The sequence below is a fragment of the uncultured Dokdonia sp. genome (assembly GCF_947496725.1).
Classification (GTDB): Bacteria; Bacteroidota; Bacteroidia; order Flavobacteriales; family Flavobacteriaceae; genus Dokdonia.
In genome coordinates, this window is the sequence record NZ_CANMDS010000005.1 from 42,351 (window position 1) to 62,844 (window position 20,494).

The window sequence follows — 20,494 nt, forward strand, 5'->3', positions numbered from 1 at the left end:
AAGGTGCTTCAATTATAAAGAGCATTATTATGAAAAGTACAATAGTAAAATTTACTGCAAAACCAGAACACAAAGACACCTTTGCAGTAACGCTTAAAGAAGCACAAGGGGCAACACAAAAAGAAGCTGGTAATAAAGAGATTAAAGTATTTGTATCTAAAGCAGAAGATAATGTGTTTTTTGTTTACGAACGTTGGGCAGACAAAGCTGCTATTACAGCTCACGATAACGAGCCACATACCAAGAAGTTAATGGAAGTAGGACAGACCGCCTTACAGTCGGCTCCTGATTTCTACTTTTTAGGCGATACAAATCCGCTTCCAGACCATTCTAAATCTGCAAATCCTGAAGATGAAGTATTTATTATTTTCTTCATTTTTAAACTAAAAACTGAATTTAGAGAAGCACTTCTCCAACAGTTTGAAGATCACATTACCCACACAAGAAAAGAGGAAGAAGGCAACATCCTTTTTGATTTATACACAGTAGATGATCAAAAGGGTACCCTAGCAGTTTATGAACATTGGAGAAAAGAATCTGATGTTTGGGACATTCACTTTAATCAACCTTATGCAGTAAAAACAGGCAAACTAATGGAAGAAGCTGTCATAGGTGATTTAAAGCAGTATATGAATTTCGTTAAAGAAATTTAAGAGAAATTAATAATCAACTAAAAAGCACTCTTATGAAAAAAGTAATTCTATTAGTTTCCTTGGCGATTTTAGCAAGCTGCGGAAATCAGGACAAAAAAGAAGCAGTCTCAACTACAGAAACGCAGGATCACGAACATCCGCATCCACACAATGTGGATGAAAACGGATTAGCACCACATACAGAAAATACCATTCATCAATATGCGCCAACGGTTGCATTGTTAAATAGTATATATGAAGGTGATTTTACGCCAGAACAAATGGTACAGCAAGGTAATATTGGTATTGGTACCGTAAATCACCTAGCAGGTGAGTTGGTTGCTGTAGATGGTGTGGTATATACTATTGATGCGGAAGGCGGAATTAAAGAGGCGCCAGAAGATTTAGAATCACCTAATATGACGATGATAAATTTTCAACCTAAAAAAACGGTAACCGTTGAAAACATTGTCTCTTACGAAGAACTAAACAAAGAACTTCAAAAATACTCCACTTCTAAAAATAGTTTTTATGCCTACAGAATTAAAGGAGAGTTTGGATATCTAAAAATGGCATCGGCACATAAAGTAGAAAATGAAGATGTTTCTCTATTTGAATATTTAGATACAAGAGTAATGTATACTAGAGAAAATATCAAAGGAACTTTAGTAGGCTTATTTACGCCAGATTATATTGGAAACGTAGTGATACCGGGAATGCACTTTCACTTTTTGTCTGAAGACATAACACTGGGAGGACATTTAGAAGATATCAAGTTTGATAAACTTAAAGTAGAAATTCAAGAAATAAACCAAGTCAATTTGCAGCTTCCTCAAACTGAAAAATTCAGAAACAAAACGTTAAAACAAGGCGCAGCTCCAAAAGCTACGGCGAAACAAAACGGAAAATAAGAAGATTATGAAAAAGTACATCATTTTAGTTTTAGCATTGTCTTTCTCTTTTGCAGGTATTGCGCAAAACACAAAAGAGGACAACTATAAAACAGGCGTAAAAATTGTTAATGAGGTTAATGGCGAAGGAGCTTCAAAAGGTTTGGAAACAGCTTTTAAAAGTGTCTCTCCAGATATGGCAGATTATATTATTCGCTATGGTTTTGGAGAAATTTATAATAGAAAAGGGATAGATTTTAAAACCAAAGAATTATTAATAATTGCTAGTCTTACTACACAAGCTAATGCAAAATCGCAGTTAAAATCACATATAAAGGCTGCCTTAAATTTAGGTGCTACGCCAAATGAGATTTCAGAAACTATGATTTTGTTAAGCTTGTATACGGGCTTTCCAGCTGCAAATAATGGCATATTTACTTTAAAGGAAGTTTTAGAAGAAACAAACTATACTGCATCTAATCACATAAATACAACACAGCAATTAGTTAAAAACTGGGAATTAGAAGGTTTTTCTATGCCTGAGTCTATTGTGGCATCGCCAACAGAGAATTGGTTGTATGTTTCTAACGTAAATCAAAATAACAAAGGGTATATAAGTAGAATTTCAAAGGACGGAAAAGTTGATAATTATAAATGGGTAACTGGTTTAAATTCGCCAGCAGGCTTGGCATTATATCAAGACAAATTATACGTTGGTGATGGTAAGGAGCTACATATTATCAATGTTAAAAATGGTAAAGTCGTAAATAGCATTACTTCTCCAGATGTTGTGTCATTAAATGATGTAGTGGTTTCTAAAAACGGACAGGTTTTTATCTCTGATATAGCAAGTGGTAAAATTTTCACATTAGAAAATAACAAATTAGAAGTTTGGTTTCAATCCCCAGAAATTAAGCATCCAAATGGACTTTATATTCAAAATGAAGACTTAGTTATTGCAAATTTTGGTGAAGAATTGACTTTAGAAATTTCACCAGATAAGTTTGGCAGTCTATATAAAGTTAACCTAAAAGATAAAACGATAACACGGTTTAAAAGTAGTTGTCAATTAGGAGCTTTAGACGGTTTAACTGCTGTTAATGATGGTTTTTTAGTAACAGGAGGTACGGTTAGTGACTTGTTTTTTATAAATGAGAATACGCGACAATTAATTGGAAACTTCCCGAAAGGTTTAGCAGATATTACTATAGAAAACAATGTTTTATTTACTCCGGTTCTATTTAGTAATTCGATAGCATCTTACACACTTCCATCAACTATTAGTAAAGCTATACCTGTAGATGAAAATTGGAAAAGAATAAACACAAAAGAAGAATACTTAAAGATAGCTGCCGACAATTTTTATGGTGACAAAGACGGACAATCTGTTGCTACGCACGACGGACAAATATTTGGAGTTTTTGGAGGTAAAGTATTGACAGGTACTTGGGATTGGAAAAATAATTTCTTCACCAGAACCAGCAAAATCGGAAATATGGATTTAGGGTATGATGAACTTGTAATTGAAGTTACAGATACCAAAATGCGCTTAACACTTAAGCAAGGCAAGGGAATGACCGTTGTCTACAATAAAAAATAATTTAAAAATAAATATTATGAAAAAAATACAATTATCAATAATAGTTTTAGGCACATTTTTATTAGCCTCTTGTACAGACAACTCAGCTGAGTCAAAAAAGCTAAATGAAAATATCTCACGTCTTGAGACTCAAATATCTACTCAAAAAGAGGAGAAAGCAACCTTAGAAGCAAATAAAAAATTGGTAACAGATTTTTATCAAGACCTTTTCGGTAATCAGAATTATCAAAATATGGATAAATATGTAGGTCCGGTCTATGTACAGCACAATCCCAATGTTGCCGATGGTAGAGAGGCATTGCAAAAAATGCTTCCGATTTGGTTTAAAGATACTCCGAAGTATAAGCTAAATTTTAACCTTGTAATTGCTGAAAAAGACCTTGTTTTTGTGCAAGTAATTACCGAAAAAGACGGGGACAGAACATCTACAATGGACGTGTTTAGAGTTACAGATGGTAAAATATCTGAGCATTGGGATGCCTTCAATACTTTTAATGCGGGTGACAAATCTGCCAACGATAATCCATTATTTTAATCAAAAAAAACGCACAATATGAAAGCAATAGTATTAGAAAAAGCAGGAGGACCAGAAAACCTTCACTTAGCAGAAGTAGCAAAACCAGGCATAAAAAATAACGAAGTATTAGTAGCGGTAAAGGCTATTTCATTAAACCCGGCAGATGTAAAACCAAAGTATCAAGATAAGATGCTGAATATGATGTACGGTGAAAAACGACCTGTTATTTTAGGCTGGGATATAGCAGGAACCGTAACAGAAGTTGGTACTGATGTTACCAATTTTAAAATAGGCGACAATGTCTTTGGTATGGTGAATTTTCCTGGTGTAGGTAACGCTTACGCGGAATTTGTTGCTGCACCAGAAGCACATTTAGCTATAATGCCAGACAACGTCTCTTTTGAAGAAGCTGCGGCTACCACCTTAGCTGCTTTAACTGCATTGCAAATCTTAAAAGGAAGGATTGATAAAGGTGATAAAATACTAATACAAGCAGGTTCTGGTGGTGTTGGGCATTTTGCGATTCAAATAGCAAAAGCAATGGGAGCTTTTGTGAATACTACTGCCTCGGCAAAAAACGGTGCATTTGTTACCTCTATTGGAGCAGATAACGCAATAGATTATCATACTGAAAAGTTTGAAGAAATTTTATCTGATATCGACTTCGTGTTAGATACGCAAGGTGGTAAAGTATTAGAAAATTCCATAAAAGTTTTAAAAAGCGGTGGTACAGCTTATACAACAGTAGGTATGGACTTAGATGACTTAAAAGCATCAGCCAAAAAGGAGAACAAAACCGTTTCAGACATTTTAGTACACTCTAGTGCTGAAGATATGAACACCTTAAAAGTAATGTTAGAAAACGGTAGCATTAAACCAAACATTTACAAGACGTTTGCTTTTGAAGATATGGCTGCTGCTCATACCGAAGTAGAAAAAGGAAGAACAGTGGGTAAAGTAATCGTGACACTTTAGTATTAACTATTAAAACACAATGAAAATGAAAACACAAGATAAATTACCAAATTATACGAGAAAAATATTTGTTGGTGGCGAATGGAAAGACGGAAAAGGACCAGCCATCAAGGATATTAACCCTTGGAACCAAGAGGAATTATTCTCTTTAAATGGAGCTACTACAGATGATGTAAATGAAGCTTTTGAACAAGCAGCAGTTGCGCAGAAAAAATGGGCAGCGGTACTACCTCCTGAAAAGAGTAGAATGATGCTAAAACTAGCCGAAGTAGTTAGAAACCGAAAGCAAGAGTTTGCAGAATGGGCAAGAAAAGAAGTAGGAGCAACCTTAGCAAAAGGGTATTTTGAAGCAGAATTAGTAGCTAGCGTTTTTGAAAGTGCTGTGCATTTACCATTACAAGTAGAAGGTAAAATATTACCACAAGATATTGATGGCAAAGAATCTATGGCTGTTAGAAAACCATTAGGTGTTATTGGTTTAATTTCTCCTTGGAATTTTCCGGGTCAATTAACTGCGCGTACTTTAGGTCCAGCATTGGCAGTAGGTAACGCTGTGGTATTAAAACCGGCATCAACGTCTATAGTAACAGGTGGTTTAATATTCGCATCTTTTTTAGAAGAGGCAGGTTTCCCGAAAGGGTTATTAAGCGTTTTACCAGGTGGAGGAAGTACTATTGGTACTGCGATTACAAAGCATCCTATTTCAAAATTAATTTCGTTTACAGGCTCAACACCAGTGGGTCGTCAAGTTGGTAAAAATGCTCTGGAAGCAGATATCATTAAAAATATTGAGTTAGAATTAGGTGGTAACAGTCCGTTTGTAGTGCTAGAAGATGCAGATATAGATCAAGCGGTTGAAGCTGCTGCTTGGGGTAAATTTATGAACCAAGGTCAAATCTGTATGGCTATCAACAGAATTATCGTTGAAGATAAAGTCTATGACGAATTTACAGAGAAGTTTATAGCAAAAGTTAAGACCTTAAAACGATTGGATATGAATGATCCGGATACGTTTGTAGGTCCTATTATTGATCAAAATCAGTTTGATACTGTTAAAGGCTTAATAGACGATGCAAAAGAACAAGGTTACAAAATGGCATTAGGTGGAGAAGCTGAAGGTTTACATATGCCGCCACACATTTTTGTAGATGTAGACGAAAATTGCCCATTATTTCAAAATGAAATTTTTGGACCAGCAGTGTCTATTGCTAGAGCAAAAGATACAGAAGATGCGCTACGATTAGCAAATGCTACAGACTACGGTTTATCTAGTTCTGTATTTACACAAGACGAAGCAAAAGGAATGGCATTTGCACAAGGTATTGAAGCTGGTATGACACATATTAATGACCAACCAGTTAATGATAGTGCCTATGCACCATTCGGTGGAGTTAAAAACTCAGGGCTAGGTCGTTTTAATGGACAATGGGGTGTAAAATCGTTTACCGTAGCACATTGGATTACCATTCAGAAAACACCAAGAAAATATCCTTTTAAAGCAGCTGATTTTCAGTAGAATTTTATTGTTTAAAATTGAATGATAAACAAATATAATTATGTCACTCTCACGGGTGAAAAATGTACTTAATGAGTTGGAAGCAATGTCTTTCCAACTATCTAGTGGAGAATTAGTATCTATTAATTTTCTCTTGATTGCGGTAGATAAGGTGTCAAAACATTTTATAAATTAAGATGGTGTCTTGAATAGAGTAGAAGTGATAAACTTCCATATATGGAATGTAGATGACTATAATCTAAGATCGCAAGTAGAAAAGCAGACTTTAATTAGTCGGCTTTTTTTATGCTTTAGGAAGTCTTTGTGCGTAAGACTTTATAATGCTGATGTTAGCGCCTTAGAATTCTTCTAACCTTCATTAAAAGGCAAAAAAAATAAAGAGCATCCCCCGATACTCTTTATTATACACTCATTTTTGTAGTAAGCAAACTAATTCAAATATTGTGAGTGTTGTAAAATCTTATTATACTTTTTTAATTGAAGCTACAATGTCTAGCGCTTTTTTGGTTTTTTGTTCAATAGCTTTATAATCCCAAACACCTGTTGTCGCATCTGGAGCGATAAGTTTTGATCCCATACCTACGCAAGTAACACCTGCGTTAAACCATTCTTCCAGACTCTCTTGAGTAGGAGATACTCCACCTGTAGGCATTATAGAGGTCCAAGGACACGGGCCCTTTATAGCTTTTACAAACTGAGCTCCATATATCCCTCCAGGAAAAAGTTTTACTACCTCACAACCTAACTCTTCTGCACGAGCAATTTCTGTAAGAGACCCACAGCCTGGTGACCAGAGTACTTTTCTTCTGTTACACACTAAGGCGATATCTTCTCGTAACACTGGTGTTACAATAAAGTTTGCGCCTAGTTGCATATAAAGCGATGCTGCAGCACCATCTGTAATACTACCTACACCTAGTATGAGCTCTGGTAATTCCGCTTTCGCGAAAGCGCACAACGCATCAAACACTTTGTGGGCATTATCACCTCTACTTGTAAACTCTATAACGCGAGCACCTGCACTATGGCAGGCTCTGAGAATGTTTTTACCCACCTCAATAGACTCGTTATAAAACAAAGGCACGATGCCTGTGTCTTTCATTGCTTGAGCTACTTCTATTCTTGTAAATATTGCCATAATTATCTTGAAACTTTACCTGTTTGATCTCCATCCATAAATCGCTCTATGTCTTGTAAAGATACGAGGTTATAATCGCCGTAAATAGTATGTTTAAGGCAACAAGAAGCCACGGCAATATCTATTGCGCGTTGTTTATCCATAGGTTTGTCTATAAGGCCATATGCAAGACCACCCATAAAGGCGTCTCCACTACCTACACGATCTACCACGGGAGTTACCTCTTGCACGTGTGCTTTATAAATTTGATCACCGTCATATAGTATTCCTCCTATGCGCTGGTGAGAGGCGCTTACAGAGTAGCGCAGTGTGGTCGCAACTTGCTTTAGGTCTGGACACATTTTAAAGAGTTTATCATACAGCACAGGTAACGACTTTTCGTCGTGATAATTGGGCTGTACTTTAGGTTCTCCCAGCATAAAATATGCAGTGTCTATGTCGCCTAGTATAAGGTTGCTATACTTGAGTAGCTCTGGCATTACCTCGTGAGGTTCTTTTCCCCATTTCCATAATTTAGATCTGTAATTTAGATCTGTAGAAATGGTGAGTCCCATCTTTTTTGCCATTTTAACTGCTTCGAGACATTCTAGAGCAGCTTGCTCAGATATGGCTGGAGTGATACCACTCCAGTGAAACCAAGATGCTCCTTTAAAAATGGTCTCCCAGTCAAAAGCTCCCTTTGTAACGGTAGCCATAGAACTGCCAGCACGGTCGTAAACGACGTTGCTGGCTCTTGTTCCGGCTCCTGTTTCTAAAAAGTAAATACCTAATCGATCTCCACCTCTGTGTATATGTGTATCACCTACACCTAGTTTTTTTATTTCTTGCAGCGCAGTATCGCCTATCTCATTGTGAGGAAGACGTGTTACAAACTCTGCAGGAACACCTAAGTTGTTAAGTGATACTGCTACATTAAACTCACCACCACCGTAGGTAGCTCCAAAGGTTTTGGCTTGTGAGAATCTCAAGAAGCGCTCTGTAGAGAGGCGCAACATTATTTCTCCAAAGGTGACTACTTTGCTCATATGCTAGTTATATACCTAATGCTTGACCACCACCTACTTGAATAGTTTCGGCAGTTAAGAAGGCTGCATCTGCACTTGCTAAAAATGATACAACACCTGCAACATCTTCTGGTTGTCCTAATCTACCTAGCATAATATTATTTGCCCACGAAGCAAACACTTCTGGTTTTGTCTCTTTAATTTGCTTGTGGAAAGGTGTATCTATCGTACCTGGTGATACTGCGTTTACACGTATACCATACTCAGCTAGATCTTTTGCAAGTGCTCTTGTAATAGTATGCACTCCAGCCTTAGATGTACCATAGATGCCAGCACCTGGTCCTCCGGCATTCCATCCTGCGTTAGACGTATAGTTAATAATAGTAGGGTGGTCACCTTTCTTTAAGAATGGGATCGCCGCTCTAGAAGCAAAAAATACACTGTCAAGGTTAAGAGCCATTACAAATCTGTAAAAATCAGTTGTCATTTCTTCAAAACGTGATCTACCACCTAGACCACCTGCATTGTTTACAAGCACATCTATCTTACCGTATTTTTCACCTATTTTTTTGATGTTTGCTGTAACCTCTTCTTCTTTAGTTACGTCAAAACCGTAGTACTCTGCAGTTACTCCAGCAGCTTTAAGCTCCTCTAGTCGTTGCGCACCATCTTCATCTTGAATACCGTTTATGATAACCGTATATCCTTCTTCTCCCAGTCTCTTTGCAACAGCAAATCCTATTCCTCCTGTGGCACCAGTTACGATAGCCACTTTACCTTTATTTTTACTCATAGTTTTTTAATTAATTAGTTATTTTCAACAATTTTTATATTTCTGATTAGCCCAAAGATTGATATCACAACCATAGGCGCTAGTATTGCAATTACAATAAATGCAGGTGTATATGATGTAGAAGCTATCATAGGTATGAACCAGTTCATAATAATAACAGATATTGCTCCCACAGTTCCTGCGAGGCCTGCAAGCGTTCCCACAGAAGGCCCTCTAAATAAATCTGTAGATAATGTCTGGATGTTTCCGATAGCAAACTGAAATCCAAAAAGTACTACGCCCGTTATATAAATAAACGTCATAGGGTTATTATCATCTACTAAGAAAATGATACCTAAAAGACCTAAAAATATAAGTGTAGCCCCTATTAGTATCGTACGCTTACGCGAAAAGTCAACCGAATGTTTTGCCATTAACTTACCGCTGTACCATCCACCAGCAAGACTTCCTATCATACCTCCTACGTATGAAATCCACATTGTAGACCCTATTTCTTCTACACTAAAACCAAACTGACTGTTAAGGTATAATGGCATCCAGCCTACAAATAACCACCAGATAGGCTCTATAAAGAATCGCGCAGCAAGAACACCCCAAGATTCTTTATAACTTAAAATTTGCAGAAGAGAAAGACCTTTTTCCTTTGTAGCATTTTCATCTACAATAGCTCTACCTTCCATAATGAGGGCTTTTTCCTCATCTGTAATCCACGAGTGATGTTTTGGAGCGGCTTTATTGATAATAAACCAAGGTATTACCCATAAGATACCTAATGCACCAATGATGATATACGTACTTCTCCATCCATAATTCCCATATAAAACAGCAATAAGTGCAGGAGCAATAATACTTCCTACAGATGCCCCAGCATTAAAAATTCCTTGTGCAAGTGCTCTCTGGTTTACCGGAAACCACTCTCCATTACTTTTTACCGCTCCAGGCCAGTTTCCTGCTTCTCCCAGACCTAATAAACCTCTAAAAATACCTAATGAAACCAGTCCTTTTGAAAATGCGTGAAAAACAGAGGCAAGTGACCATAGTATAATAGAAAATGCAAATCCTAACCGTGTACCTATAATGTCCATAAGTTTACCAGACAGAAACTTTCCGGCAGCATAGGTTACCATAAAAATGTTGAGCATTAAGGCATAATCGTAATCATCCATACCGAGATCTTTACCCATCTCTGGCCACATAATTCCAAAGGCAGAACGATCAATATAGTTGATAATGGTTGCAAGGCATATGAGCGCTATAATCCACCATCTTAGTCCTTTAAGTTTCATAGTTTTTATATTTTTTTGGCTCTTTATTATTTCATATAAGAAAGTAAACGCCCTGGCTATTTTTTAATAGCTATTCTAAATTTGTAATATTTTTTGATTGTTTTTACGCTTTCTCGAAAGCGTATATACTCATAAACTATAGATCGTAACAGTATTGATATAGTGCTTTAAAGTGCTCTTTCATCATTTGTTTTGCAACCTTTGTTTTTTGATCACGTATAGCTTCATATATGCGCTCGTGTTCTCCTATACTGGTTTGTGCCATTGTGCTATCACAAACGTGGTATTTTTCAAAATTTGTGATAATCTCTGGTGTAATCATTAACATAAAAGTGTTCATCGTACTGTTTCTAGAAGCTTTTGCAATAGCTAGGTGGAAGAGTAAATCTTCTTGCACTGCATCTTCTCCATTAAGCACTTTCTCGGTATATGCATCAAGTGCAGATCGCATTGCTTTAAGATCATCATCTGTGCGGCGCATTGCTGCTAGACGAGCGGTTTTGAGTTCTAATAAAATTCTAGTTTCTACTAGTGATTTAAAGTGTGGAGTCTCTAGACTTAAGATATCATCTATAATTCCATTCATTGCAATCACACCTATATTTGCTACAAACGTACCGCTTTGAGGAATGGATTTAAGTAAACCATAAAATTCAAGTTTTTGAATAGCGCTTCTCACGTTACCGCGAGACACTTCAAACTTTTCTGAAAGCATACGCTCTGAAGGAAGTTTATCTCCAGGCTCAAGATTTTTATAATTGATCAATTCTTGAATTTGAGCAATTATAGACATCTCAACATCGGCATTTTCAGATTTTGTACGTATGTCTAGATTCATAATTAATTATTTATAGTTACACGTTCTTATATGTTTGATATACTGTAATATAAGATTTTTGCTATATTTTAAATCAGTGATTTACTTCTAATTTATAGACTCTTACTTTTGCAAAGGCTCCTTCGTCTCGGGTTTGTAAATAGTTGCCTACTTTAAAATAATTTTCAAAGATATTCCATCTTTTGATAGATGTATTGTCATATACAGCAAACTCTTGATTATTTAACGATACTACCATTTTTCCGTCTTCTACATCTACCTCTAATGTGAATTTTCCGAAGCCTACTTCTTGTTTAAAAGTATACCCCTTATCATCATCCCAGGCTTCGTCAAGTAATATGGCGTCATCAATCACATTTTGACTTTTTAAAACCTTAGTCTTTACTCTTATTTTTCCATCTTGCCAGTATACTTTTAATATGGGTGGCGCATTGTTATCTTTTTGACCTAGTCTATCTCGTTGCTCATTAGTAAGTCTGCCGTGTATCTGGGCTATAATTACTTTGTGGTATTTACCATTTTCTGCTCTTGAGACAGCATCCATAGCCATCTTGACTTTCATATTACCACCTTGTTCAAAGGTCCAGTTTACATTATTTTCTCCAGAGACCATTTGTTCTCTCAACTCAGATCTGGAGTATTTTGTATTTCTGGTAGTTTTACTAGGGTAGGCGTGAAAAACAATAGCCCCTCGTGTACTATCATTGTACATAAATGGCTTTAAAGTTTCGTTTGTTGCATACTCTAGAATCTCAGGAGGGCTTACCTCTATTACTTTAGGATCTCCTTTAGGTATGGTTACCTTCCAGTTTGTAAGATCTATTTCTGGCAGTTTATATTTTTTTTGTTTCTTTTTCTTTTTTTTCTTTGCTTTTTTTGGAGTTAGAATTTCACTAGGGGTATTACCACTGCTTTCTACCATCTGTCCAAAAGACAGCGTGGTAGAAAGTAATAGTAATATGAAAAATGTGGCTTTCTTCAAAATATATGTTATTGTAATCCTGCCGTAAAGTTGTCTATACGTGCTTCTACACTTGCATTGTAAAAGAATATACTTACTGTACTATCTGCACCTGAGTTAAAATCAAGTGTAACTAGTGTATAATCTTCATCAGATCCAGTGAACTCAACAATTGCAGATGCTTCTGCAGTAGCGCGATCTACATAACCACCACCAGGTAAAACAGATACTGTTGCAGACCCTCCTGGATCTTCTATTCTATATGAATATGTGATTCTGTAATCTGTATTAGGTGTTACTGTAAGTTCTTGATATCCTATTCTAGAAGCGTCACTTGGCAGTTTTGCTGCTTGTCCACCTTCTGGTACAGTACTACTTGTGTTGATTTGAATCACGCCTCCTAGATCTGAGTTACGCCAAGAATCACGTCCATCACCAGTACCATCTGGAAGTGTGTTGTCCTCAAAGCTAGGCTCAATTATAACTGGAATAATAGCTTCTGGTTCTTCTGGTTCTACAACCTCTACTACATCCGAAAATGTACTTACTACGCCTAAAGCATCAGATGCTGTTAGGGTTACTGTATATGTTCCTTCTGCTGCATATTCGTTCTGTCCATCTACCTCACTAGAAGTGTTACCATCACCATAGTCCCAAGAGTAAGTAGTGGCACTTGTAGATAAATTTGCAAAGTTGTAAATGGCAAAATTATTTATATCTACCGTGGCAATAAAGTTTGCTTCTGGTGGTGTTGTATCTTCTTGACTTCCTGCCTCAGGAAGGTCTAATTCATTTTCACAAGAAATGGCTGCCACCATCCCTAAAAGTAAAAGGGCAATCTTGCTTGTTTTTAAAAAATATTTCATCTTCTTATTTTTTTTAGATTAGTACCCAGGGTTTTGTGATAATAACCCATTACTAAGGTTAATTTCAAACTGAGGAATAGGTAATAATAAATCTGTAGCGCTAAAGCTATGTCCATTTGCATTTGAGAATTCAGTAAGAACATCTTGAGCTACCCCAAATCTTCTTAAATCGTGTATTCTGTGATTTTCAAAGGCAAGTTCTACACGTCTCTCGACGAGTAAATCATCTCTTGTAATTACAGTTACTGTATTTGCATCATCATCTGGATTATCTGGATCATCTGCTAGTCCAGCTCTATCTCTAATTTCTTGAAAAGATGCAAGAGCATTAGATGAGGTAGTCTGAGCACCACCAGCTAGTATAGCCTCTACGTGCATTAAAAGTACATCTGCATAACGGAATATAATCCAGTCATTACCTGCACTCGTAGGGTCACTACTCGTTTCTGCAATACCTAAATCTGCATCTCCATTAGGAATCCATTTTACTACTTGAGTTTGTGTAGGTTGTTGTGCATCTACTCGCTTTGAGTATTGTGCTCTATCTCCACCAAATTCATCTAGAGCTGCAATAGCCTCATCTGTAACATAGTTTACTCCACTTGTACGACCTACACCGTTAAGCATTTCTGCTGAGAAGTTTTGACTTTCAAGAGAGTTGCTTGCTACATAACCTACAGTAAAAATGTTTTCACCATTTGCCTCATTAAAGAATACATCTCTAAAGTCTGCTTCAAGGGCATATTGCTCACTGTTTATGATATCTTCAAGTAAACCTTGAGCTTCACCATAATTAGTTCCTTGTGTTAAATATACTTTTGCTAGCATACCCTGTGCAGCAGCTTTTGAAGCTCTGTTAGGAGTACTAGTAACATCTAGAGATGAGATAGCATTTTGAAAATCTGTAACAATAAAGTCATAAATATCACTTGTTGCTACTCTGGTAAACTGTGCTTCAGAGTCAGTGATAATTATAGGTGCATCTATAAGTGGTACATCACCATACGAGCGTACTAAGTTAAAATATGCAAGTCCTCTTAAGAACCTAGCCTCGCCTTCTATAGTTGCAGCATTATCACCGGCTAAATCTATATTATCTAAAACTAGATTAGCTTTCGTAATAATATCATACATACTACGGTAGTAGTCAAATACAAAACCATTAGTAGGTTGTACTGTAAAGTTGTCAAATTGACCAGCTTCACCTTCACCACTTTTTGATCTCGTGTTGTCACTGAGCATCTCTGTTACATAGAACTCAATTTGTTGAGAGTGATTAAGGCTGGCATCCGTAAGCTCAAGACTATTAACACCTTGTAGTGCGTCATAGACTGATACTAAAACAGATTCAAGCTCTTCTGCATTATTTGGGAATGTTTCACCCACAAGTACCGCTGTTGGTACTGGCTCTAAAAAGTCATCGCCGCAAGAGACAGTGCTCACTACGATCAATAACATCAATAAATTTTTAAATGTTTTCATAGTTGTCTTTCTTAAAATTCTAAATTAACTCCTAGCGATATAGTACGTGCAATAGGCGACCCTCCACGTTGGTATCCTACATTAAGAGCACCTTCATTCTGGTATGATTCTGGATTCCATCCAGTATAACCATCTGCAGTGATATACATTAAGTTTTGCCCTGAAGCATATACACGAGCACGAGATAAACCTACACGTGAGATAAGATCTTTATCAAAAGTATATCCAAGGCTCAATGTACGGAGTGCTACGTATGATGCGTCAGAAATAATATCATCAGTAAATATTTTCTCTTTAATAAATTGTTGATCTGGAGTCGTTTCTGTGTTGAAATCCTCACGACTACTAAACTGATTAAAGATATACTGGTCTGCAATGTTTCTTACCTCTGCACCCCAGCTTCCTTGTAGTGTGAAGCTAAAATCTACATCACCTATTTGGAAATCATTTGCAACACTCCAGATAAGATCTGGGAATGGATCACCTATGATTGTTTTATCCTCATCATCTATAAGTCCATCACCATTTAAATCTTTTACGTAAACATCTTGTGCTTCACCACCTACTACTGCATAAGGGTCATTTATAAATTCAAGCGGGATATCTCTATCCACTACATAACCATAAAAAGAAGAGATAGGCTGTCCTTCAAGTGTAATCCACTCAGCAGCACGTTTACTATCTACATTTGTAATAAGTCCACTTGCTCCAGCAAAGTCAGTTAGTTCATTCTTATTTGTAGAAGCTAGTATAGTCGTATTCCAAGTAAAGTTTTCATTTGTAATGTTACGTGTACGTAACTCAATTTCTATACCCTTATTTACCACTTCACCTCTATTTGCAAGTGCTTGACTAAATCCTGTAGTTGTAGAAACAGGTACATTAAGTAATAACTGGTCTGATGTCTTGTTATAAGCATCAATAGATCCAGAGATTCTCCCTTGGAAAAGGCCAAAGTCTACAGCGACGTTTGCCTCACTTGAGCGTTCCCACTGTAAATCTGGGTTTGCAACGTTTATAGGAGCAAGACCATTAACTACCTCATTGTTAAAGACACTAGAATTTGGTCCGTATAATTGTAGTGATGGGTATAGTTCAATATTATCAGAAATAAGACCGCTACCTAGGCTTAAGTCTTTGTTACCTGTAAAACCGTAACTAGCTCTAAGTTTTAAGTTACTTATTACATCGCTTTCGCTAAGGAAATCTTCTCTCGCAAGGTTCCAACCTAATGATACCGCTGGGAAGTAACCATATTTGTTATTTACTCCAAAAGAAGAGTGTCCATCTGCTCTTAAACTTACAGAGGCAAGATATTTATCTTCATAAGAATAGTTTACACGTCCAAAAAATGAAAGTAAACGCTCTTCAGTATTATATGATACATTTTCTATTACCGTTGTACCACCACCTAGAGTCTGTATAAGATCATTTGAAAACCCGTTTACAGCAACAGATGAGTATTCACGATCCCACTTCTCTGCAGAGGCTCCTAAAAGTGCACTTAAGTTATGCGAGCCAAAAGACTTGTCATAAGTAAGTAATGCTTCAGTAAGGATATGTATACGCTCGAAGTTGTCTAAATCTAGTTGTGCGGCAGATGCGCCGTTACGGCTAGCTTCTACTCCTTGGTAACGACGTTGCTTTCTTGACTGGTAATCACCACCTAGAGTAGCTTTAAAGTTTAATCCTTCTGCAATCTTGTACTTTCCGTAAAAGTTACCATACATTCTAAACTGCTTATCTGTACGATCTCTCTCTAATACTTTTGCAGCGGGGTTTTGATTACTTGTAGTACTTATATCTACTAGCTCACTTCCATCTCCAAAGAGATCATAATTATCAAAGTGACGTTCTCTAGCATAATCACCTATTTGTACATCTGGATACACGTTGCGATCTACATATTGAATAGAGTTTGCATCGTGAAAAATAGGTAACCACGGCTGTTGCCTTAAAATATCGTGAGTAGATCCATCAAAACGTCTTCTATTTGTATAAGAAGGAGCAAGGTTAGCCCCAAAAGAGAAGTTGTCATTTACTTTAGTATCTACTTTAAGTCTAAAGTTATATTTCTTAAAGTCATCTGTAATTAGAACCCCTTCATCGTGTACATAAGAAAGTGAGGTGTTGAATTTTGTTTTCTCGCTTCCACCTCTTGCGCTCAGTGAGTGACTTTCTATCTGTCCGCCGTCAAAAATGCGATCTTGCCAAGACTCATCTATACCTAAAAGCTCTCTATATTGAGACCTTAGAGAAAGTTCTCCAGTATTTGCAAGCTCTCTAGCGTGAGATGCTGCTACGCTTATATCATAAGCATCACTTTGTCTTGCTTCTTTAAAACCAGTAAAGGTGTTGTAACTAAAAACCGTTTTACCTTCTTTACCCTGCTTAGTGGTTATTATAATAACCCCACCAGAAGCTCTAGAACCATAAATAGCAGCAGATGCTGCATCTTTAAGAACTTCTACAGAGTCTATGTCGTTTACATCTACAGTGTTTAGGAAGTCTGCATCGAGAACTACGCCATCTACTACAAGAAGCGGCCCGCTGTCTCCAGCAATAGATCCTACACCCCTAATGTTTATTGTAGCATTAGATCCAGCTTCACCTTCGGTAGCCTGTATATTAAGACCGGCAACTTGACCTACGAGGGCTTCGTTTGCCGTACCTACAGCTATCTGATCTAGATCTTCATTTTTTACCTTACCTACAGCTCCAGTAATTTTTGTTCTAGATTGTGTACCATACCCTATTACAACTACTTCTTCAAGAGCATTCGCATCTACTGTAAGACTCACGTTTGCTTCAGTTTGCCCAGTAATAGGTACAATCTTAGTAGCAAAGCCTACATACGAGTACTGTAAGACATCACCAACCGATACAGACAACTGGTAATTACCATCAAAATCTGTTGAGACTCCGTTTTGAGAACCTTGTACAATTACACTCACTCCAGGAATAGGAGCATTGTCTTCCTCCGAGACTACGGTACCTTTTATAATATATGCGTCTTGCCCAAAAAGCAATACACCACATAAAAGAAAAAAGGCTAAGGAAAACTTAGTTTTTACATTCATAATTAATGATTTAAGATTTAATTAATTTGTTTTTTAAATAATCCTCAGAAAAACATTAAGTGCTATAGGTTCTGTATGCGTTTTACTACTTTTACAGCAAATAGACTTTCTAAGTTTATTTATACTTCCTACCAGAAGTGATTATCAAGGACAGTGTCGCAGCTGTCCTTTTTTTATTGGTTTTCCAGACTGGTTTACCAGTTTGGAAAACCAAATATGATGATAATAAATTGTTAATGCAAAAAAAAGAGTGTTAAAATATTAACTATTTCATAAAATCTTCGCGTATTGGTGAGAAAACGTCAATAAGCACCCCTGCTTCAGTACAAATAGCTCCGTGTAAATCGTGTGGCGGAATGTAAAAAGAATCTCCAGCTTTAAGGGTCTGAGTCTTTCCGTCTATAGTAACATCAAAAGATCCACTCTCTACATAAGTTACTTGAGAATGGTAGTGCTCGTGCATAGGTCCTATTCCTCCTTTTTCAAAATATACCTTTACGAGCATAATCTTATCGTCATAGCCCATTATTTTGCGTTTTACGCCTTCACCTACTACTTCCCACTCAATGTCTGCGCCTTGTATAAATTCTTTACTTGATCCAAATGATTCCATAATGTTTAATTTTTAAGTTGTTTAAAATAATATGTACCCTTCCAGGTGTATGTATTGTTAGATAATTCTAGTTTGTGTTGCGCTTTCGCGAAAGCGGAATCTACCACAATCACTACATAACGGTCTTTGTTTTGTAAGGTAAGCTCGAGGGCTGTATACCCTTGAGGTGACGCTAGTGATTTAATATGTTGAACGGCTGCATAGGCATTTTCTGCTTTTTCGGTCACTGGATTATACGTGCCGTGAGACTCTATTACTTGCACAAACAGACCATTCTTCATGTTGTTGCGACGATGTATAAGCATAGGGTCGCGACGTAAATTAAACTCTGGATCACTTGCCCCTACACGACCAAAAATGAACTGGTCTTTACCTTCTGTAAGAACAGTTGCCGAGTAAAACTTCTTGTTATCTAGCCAGGTAAACTGTGTGTTTTCTGTACTAGGGATGCCTGTAGCCTCTTTCCAGATATGCTGGTAACCTGCTTGTGTGCCTAGAGGGCTGAGTTGAGGTGGAGTTTTTAAATCAAGGTTTGTCGCTACTACCTGCCCTTTATAATAGAGTGGGAGATCATATTTGTGATTACTATCACTGGTCACATTAAGAATATCTATAAGCAATGGTTTTTTATGATGGTCTAGCGTTACCATCATCATAGTACGAGTAAACTCTGTGCCGGGGTAGGCATTTGCCTCTAACGCACTTACAACTTGAATGTTTGGGTCGCTTGTTTCAAAAGTGATTACCTCTGGGTGATGTTTTGAACTTTCTTTAAATATACCCTTGTAATGAGAGGTTTCATCTTGTACGAGGGTGTTGTGAGCTATTGTTTGTTTTGCCCAACTCGTATTTTCTTTAAGATATCCGCCACCATTTTTTTGCTCTACATTTACAAAACGCGCCAGGCCATAGTCTTGTAATACCTCTTCACCATCTTCATATAACGAGTACGATAATTTATCAAAGTGACCGTGACTTAACCCGTGAGCGGCATTCTTCATAACAAGTGCCATTGTGCCGCCCTCATAATTTGCACGCAATATAGCTACACCACCTTCATCACCTTTTGCCCCGTCACGTAAGAGCATAGACTCTTTTATAAAAGGTTGTGCTTTGCCTTGATGTATGCCTTGAGCAACGGCAAGGCCTGTGGCATCTAGCTGTACATTATCTTGTTGTAGTGCAACAGATAGTAGTCTTGGATCTTGATTACCGTAATAGTATGCAATATCTACTGCAGAAACTAGGGAGGCCGTTTGGTATGACATTCCCTTCTGTCCATCATTAAGAGGGAAGAACTCACCATCTGCATCTGTAAGGTTTAATAAGGCATCTACCGCTTTAATGAGCACACCGCCGTTGTATTCAAATATCTTGAGCTCTGGTTTTTTAGTTTCTAACGCTTGCGCGAAAGCTAAGAAAGGATACATCGCATAACGCTGATAGTAAGGTCCCTCTGTATAATAACCATCTGGCGAAAATGGCTCATCTAGATTTGCCAAAAAACCGGTTTTCTGTCCTTCTCTCTTTATCGTTCCGCCATCATTGTCAAGAGCTTCACTGTCTATTCCGTCGTCCTTTATTCCGTATAAAGCTCTATCTACAAGCTCGTCATCATTTATCACTAAGCCTATCATCCCTACAGCTACAGTTCCCCAAGTGCTATGGTTATGTACTCTATTAAAAAACTGTGGCGTTTCTACAGATAGAAAATCTGCAAAGGGGCGAAATAACTCATTATCTAAGGTCTGTCGTTCTTCTTCTGTGACCCATCCTCTTATACCGTCATACGCCTGACTCATATACACGAGCCAGTTTGCATCATTAAGACATTGCCAAAAGATTTTTCCGCGGGCATATGAGCGTTCTTGCGGGTGACGAGGTAGTGACTTGTACATCTTTGCATATGCTAGTAATACATCTCTGGTAAACGCTGCATATTTCGTGTCGCCTGTAATTTGAAACAGGGCACCTGCTTTTTGTAAAGTGGCATAATTTTTTTTGTGTTGCGTATGGGTGTAGCCACCAGCCATATCTTTTGGTATGGGCACTTGTATACCTTCTGCCATTGCCGCGTCTACTTCTTGCTTTGCTCGCTCGAGCGATTTGTCAAATAATGGTACACTCCCTAATGCACTTTTGATATTATCTACACTTTTTGAGGTAAGCATTAGCTTAGGGTGATCTGCAATATTTTCTGAGTCACTTACTATAGTAGTTTGATCTTGATTTTTGCAAGAAAGAGCAACCATTACAATTGCGATGAGCTGTATAGCTTTTTTTAAGTGTTTAAAGTGTTTCAT

Annotated in this window: 18 protein-coding genes; 7 read left to right on the forward strand and 11 right to left on the reverse strand. The window is 37.3% G+C overall.

Features of this window, described 5'->3' with window-relative positions; genetic code table 11:
* The first annotated feature begins 29 nt into the window (after positions 1-29).
* The 7 genes from Q0948_RS11475 to Q0948_RS11505 are packed head-to-tail and all read left to right on the forward strand — an operon-like array spanning position 30 to position 6,305.
* Positions 30-653: an antibiotic biosynthesis monooxygenase gene (locus tag Q0948_RS11475; RefSeq protein ID WP_298352667.1), complete on the forward strand. Its 624-nt coding sequence runs from the start codon at positions 30-32 to the stop codon at positions 651-653.
* A 32-nt stretch (positions 654-685) separates the two neighbouring features.
* Positions 686-1,543 carry an acetolactate decarboxylase gene (budA, locus tag Q0948_RS11480; protein ID WP_298352670.1) on the forward strand — a complete coding sequence of 286 codons (858 nt, stop codon included), beginning with the start codon at positions 686-688 and terminating at the stop codon, positions 1,541-1,543.
* A 7-nt stretch (positions 1,544-1,550) separates the two neighbouring features.
* On the forward strand, positions 1,551-3,122 hold the full coding sequence (locus Q0948_RS11485) for a carboxymuconolactone decarboxylase family protein (RefSeq protein ID WP_298352673.1): 1,572 nt from the start codon (positions 1,551-1,553) through the stop codon (positions 3,120-3,122).
* Between the two features lie 16 nt (positions 3,123-3,138).
* A complete protein-coding gene (locus tag Q0948_RS11490; protein ID WP_298352676.1) occupies positions 3,139-3,657 on the forward strand; it encodes an ester cyclase in 519 nt (172 codons plus the stop codon).
* An 18-nt stretch (positions 3,658-3,675) separates the two neighbouring features.
* Positions 3,676-4,614, forward strand: coding sequence for an NADP-dependent oxidoreductase (locus Q0948_RS11495; RefSeq protein ID WP_298352679.1), 939 nt, complete (start codon positions 3,676-3,678; stop codon positions 4,612-4,614).
* Between the two features lie 25 nt (positions 4,615-4,639).
* The gene (locus tag Q0948_RS11500) at positions 4,640-6,130 is read left to right on the forward strand and encodes an aldehyde dehydrogenase family protein (protein WP_298352682.1); all 1,491 of its coding nucleotides are present in this window, start codon (positions 4,640-4,642) and stop codon (positions 6,128-6,130) included.
* A 40-nt stretch (positions 6,131-6,170) separates the two neighbouring features.
* The gene (locus tag Q0948_RS11505) at positions 6,171-6,305 is read left to right on the forward strand and encodes a hypothetical protein (RefSeq protein WP_298352685.1); all 135 of its coding nucleotides are present in this window, start codon (positions 6,171-6,173) and stop codon (positions 6,303-6,305) included.
* Between the two features lie 288 nt (positions 6,306-6,593).
* Here the strand turns inward: Q0948_RS11505 and Q0948_RS11510 are convergent, their stop codons facing one another.
* The 11 genes from Q0948_RS11510 to Q0948_RS11560 form a co-directional block, all read right to left on the reverse strand.
* Positions 6,594-7,268 (reverse strand): bifunctional 4-hydroxy-2-oxoglutarate aldolase/2-dehydro-3-deoxy-phosphogluconate aldolase, encoded by a 675-nt coding sequence (locus tag Q0948_RS11510; protein ID WP_298352688.1) that lies wholly within the window; start codon positions 7,266-7,268, stop codon positions 6,594-6,596.
* A gap of 2 nt (positions 7,269-7,270) precedes the next feature.
* On the reverse strand, positions 7,271-8,293 hold the full coding sequence (locus tag Q0948_RS11515) for a sugar kinase (RefSeq protein WP_298352691.1): 1,023 nt from the start codon (positions 8,291-8,293) through the stop codon (positions 7,271-7,273).
* Positions 8,294-8,300: 7 nt separating this feature from the next.
* The gene (locus Q0948_RS11520; RefSeq protein ID WP_298352694.1) at positions 8,301-9,065 is read right to left on the reverse strand and encodes an SDR family NAD(P)-dependent oxidoreductase; all 765 of its coding nucleotides are present in this window, start codon (positions 9,063-9,065) and stop codon (positions 8,301-8,303) included.
* Positions 9,066-9,079: 14 nt separating this feature from the next.
* Complete coding sequence (locus tag Q0948_RS11525; RefSeq protein WP_298352697.1) at positions 9,080-10,351, reverse strand: MFS transporter; 1,272 nt, start codon at positions 10,349-10,351, stop codon at positions 9,080-9,082.
* A 136-nt stretch (positions 10,352-10,487) separates the two neighbouring features.
* Positions 10,488-11,189: a FadR/GntR family transcriptional regulator gene (locus Q0948_RS11530; protein ID WP_298352700.1), complete on the reverse strand. Its 702-nt coding sequence runs from the start codon at positions 11,187-11,189 to the stop codon at positions 10,488-10,490.
* Between the two features lie 73 nt (positions 11,190-11,262).
* Positions 11,263-12,111 carry a polysaccharide lyase family 7 protein gene (locus Q0948_RS11535; RefSeq protein ID WP_298353372.1) on the reverse strand — a complete coding sequence of 283 codons (849 nt, stop codon included), beginning with the start codon at positions 12,109-12,111 and terminating at the stop codon, positions 11,263-11,265.
* Between the two features lie 68 nt (positions 12,112-12,179).
* Complete coding sequence (locus tag Q0948_RS11540) at positions 12,180-13,016, reverse strand: PKD domain-containing protein (RefSeq protein ID WP_298352703.1); 837 nt, start codon at positions 13,014-13,016, stop codon at positions 12,180-12,182.
* Between the two features lie 18 nt (positions 13,017-13,034).
* Complete coding sequence (locus Q0948_RS11545; RefSeq protein ID WP_298352707.1) at positions 13,035-14,498, reverse strand: RagB/SusD family nutrient uptake outer membrane protein; 1,464 nt, start codon at positions 14,496-14,498, stop codon at positions 13,035-13,037.
* Between the two features lie 11 nt (positions 14,499-14,509).
* Positions 14,510-17,578 carry a TonB-dependent receptor gene (locus Q0948_RS11550; protein WP_298352710.1) on the reverse strand — a complete coding sequence of 1,023 codons (3,069 nt, stop codon included), beginning with the start codon at positions 17,576-17,578 and terminating at the stop codon, positions 14,510-14,512.
* Between the two features lie 265 nt (positions 17,579-17,843).
* Complete coding sequence (locus tag Q0948_RS11555) at positions 17,844-18,191, reverse strand: cupin domain-containing protein (RefSeq protein ID WP_298352713.1); 348 nt, start codon at positions 18,189-18,191, stop codon at positions 17,844-17,846.
* Positions 18,192-18,196: 5 nt separating this feature from the next.
* Entirely contained in the window at positions 18,197-20,494 is a 2,298-nt protein-coding gene (locus tag Q0948_RS11560) for an alginate lyase family protein (protein ID WP_298352716.1), read from the reverse strand.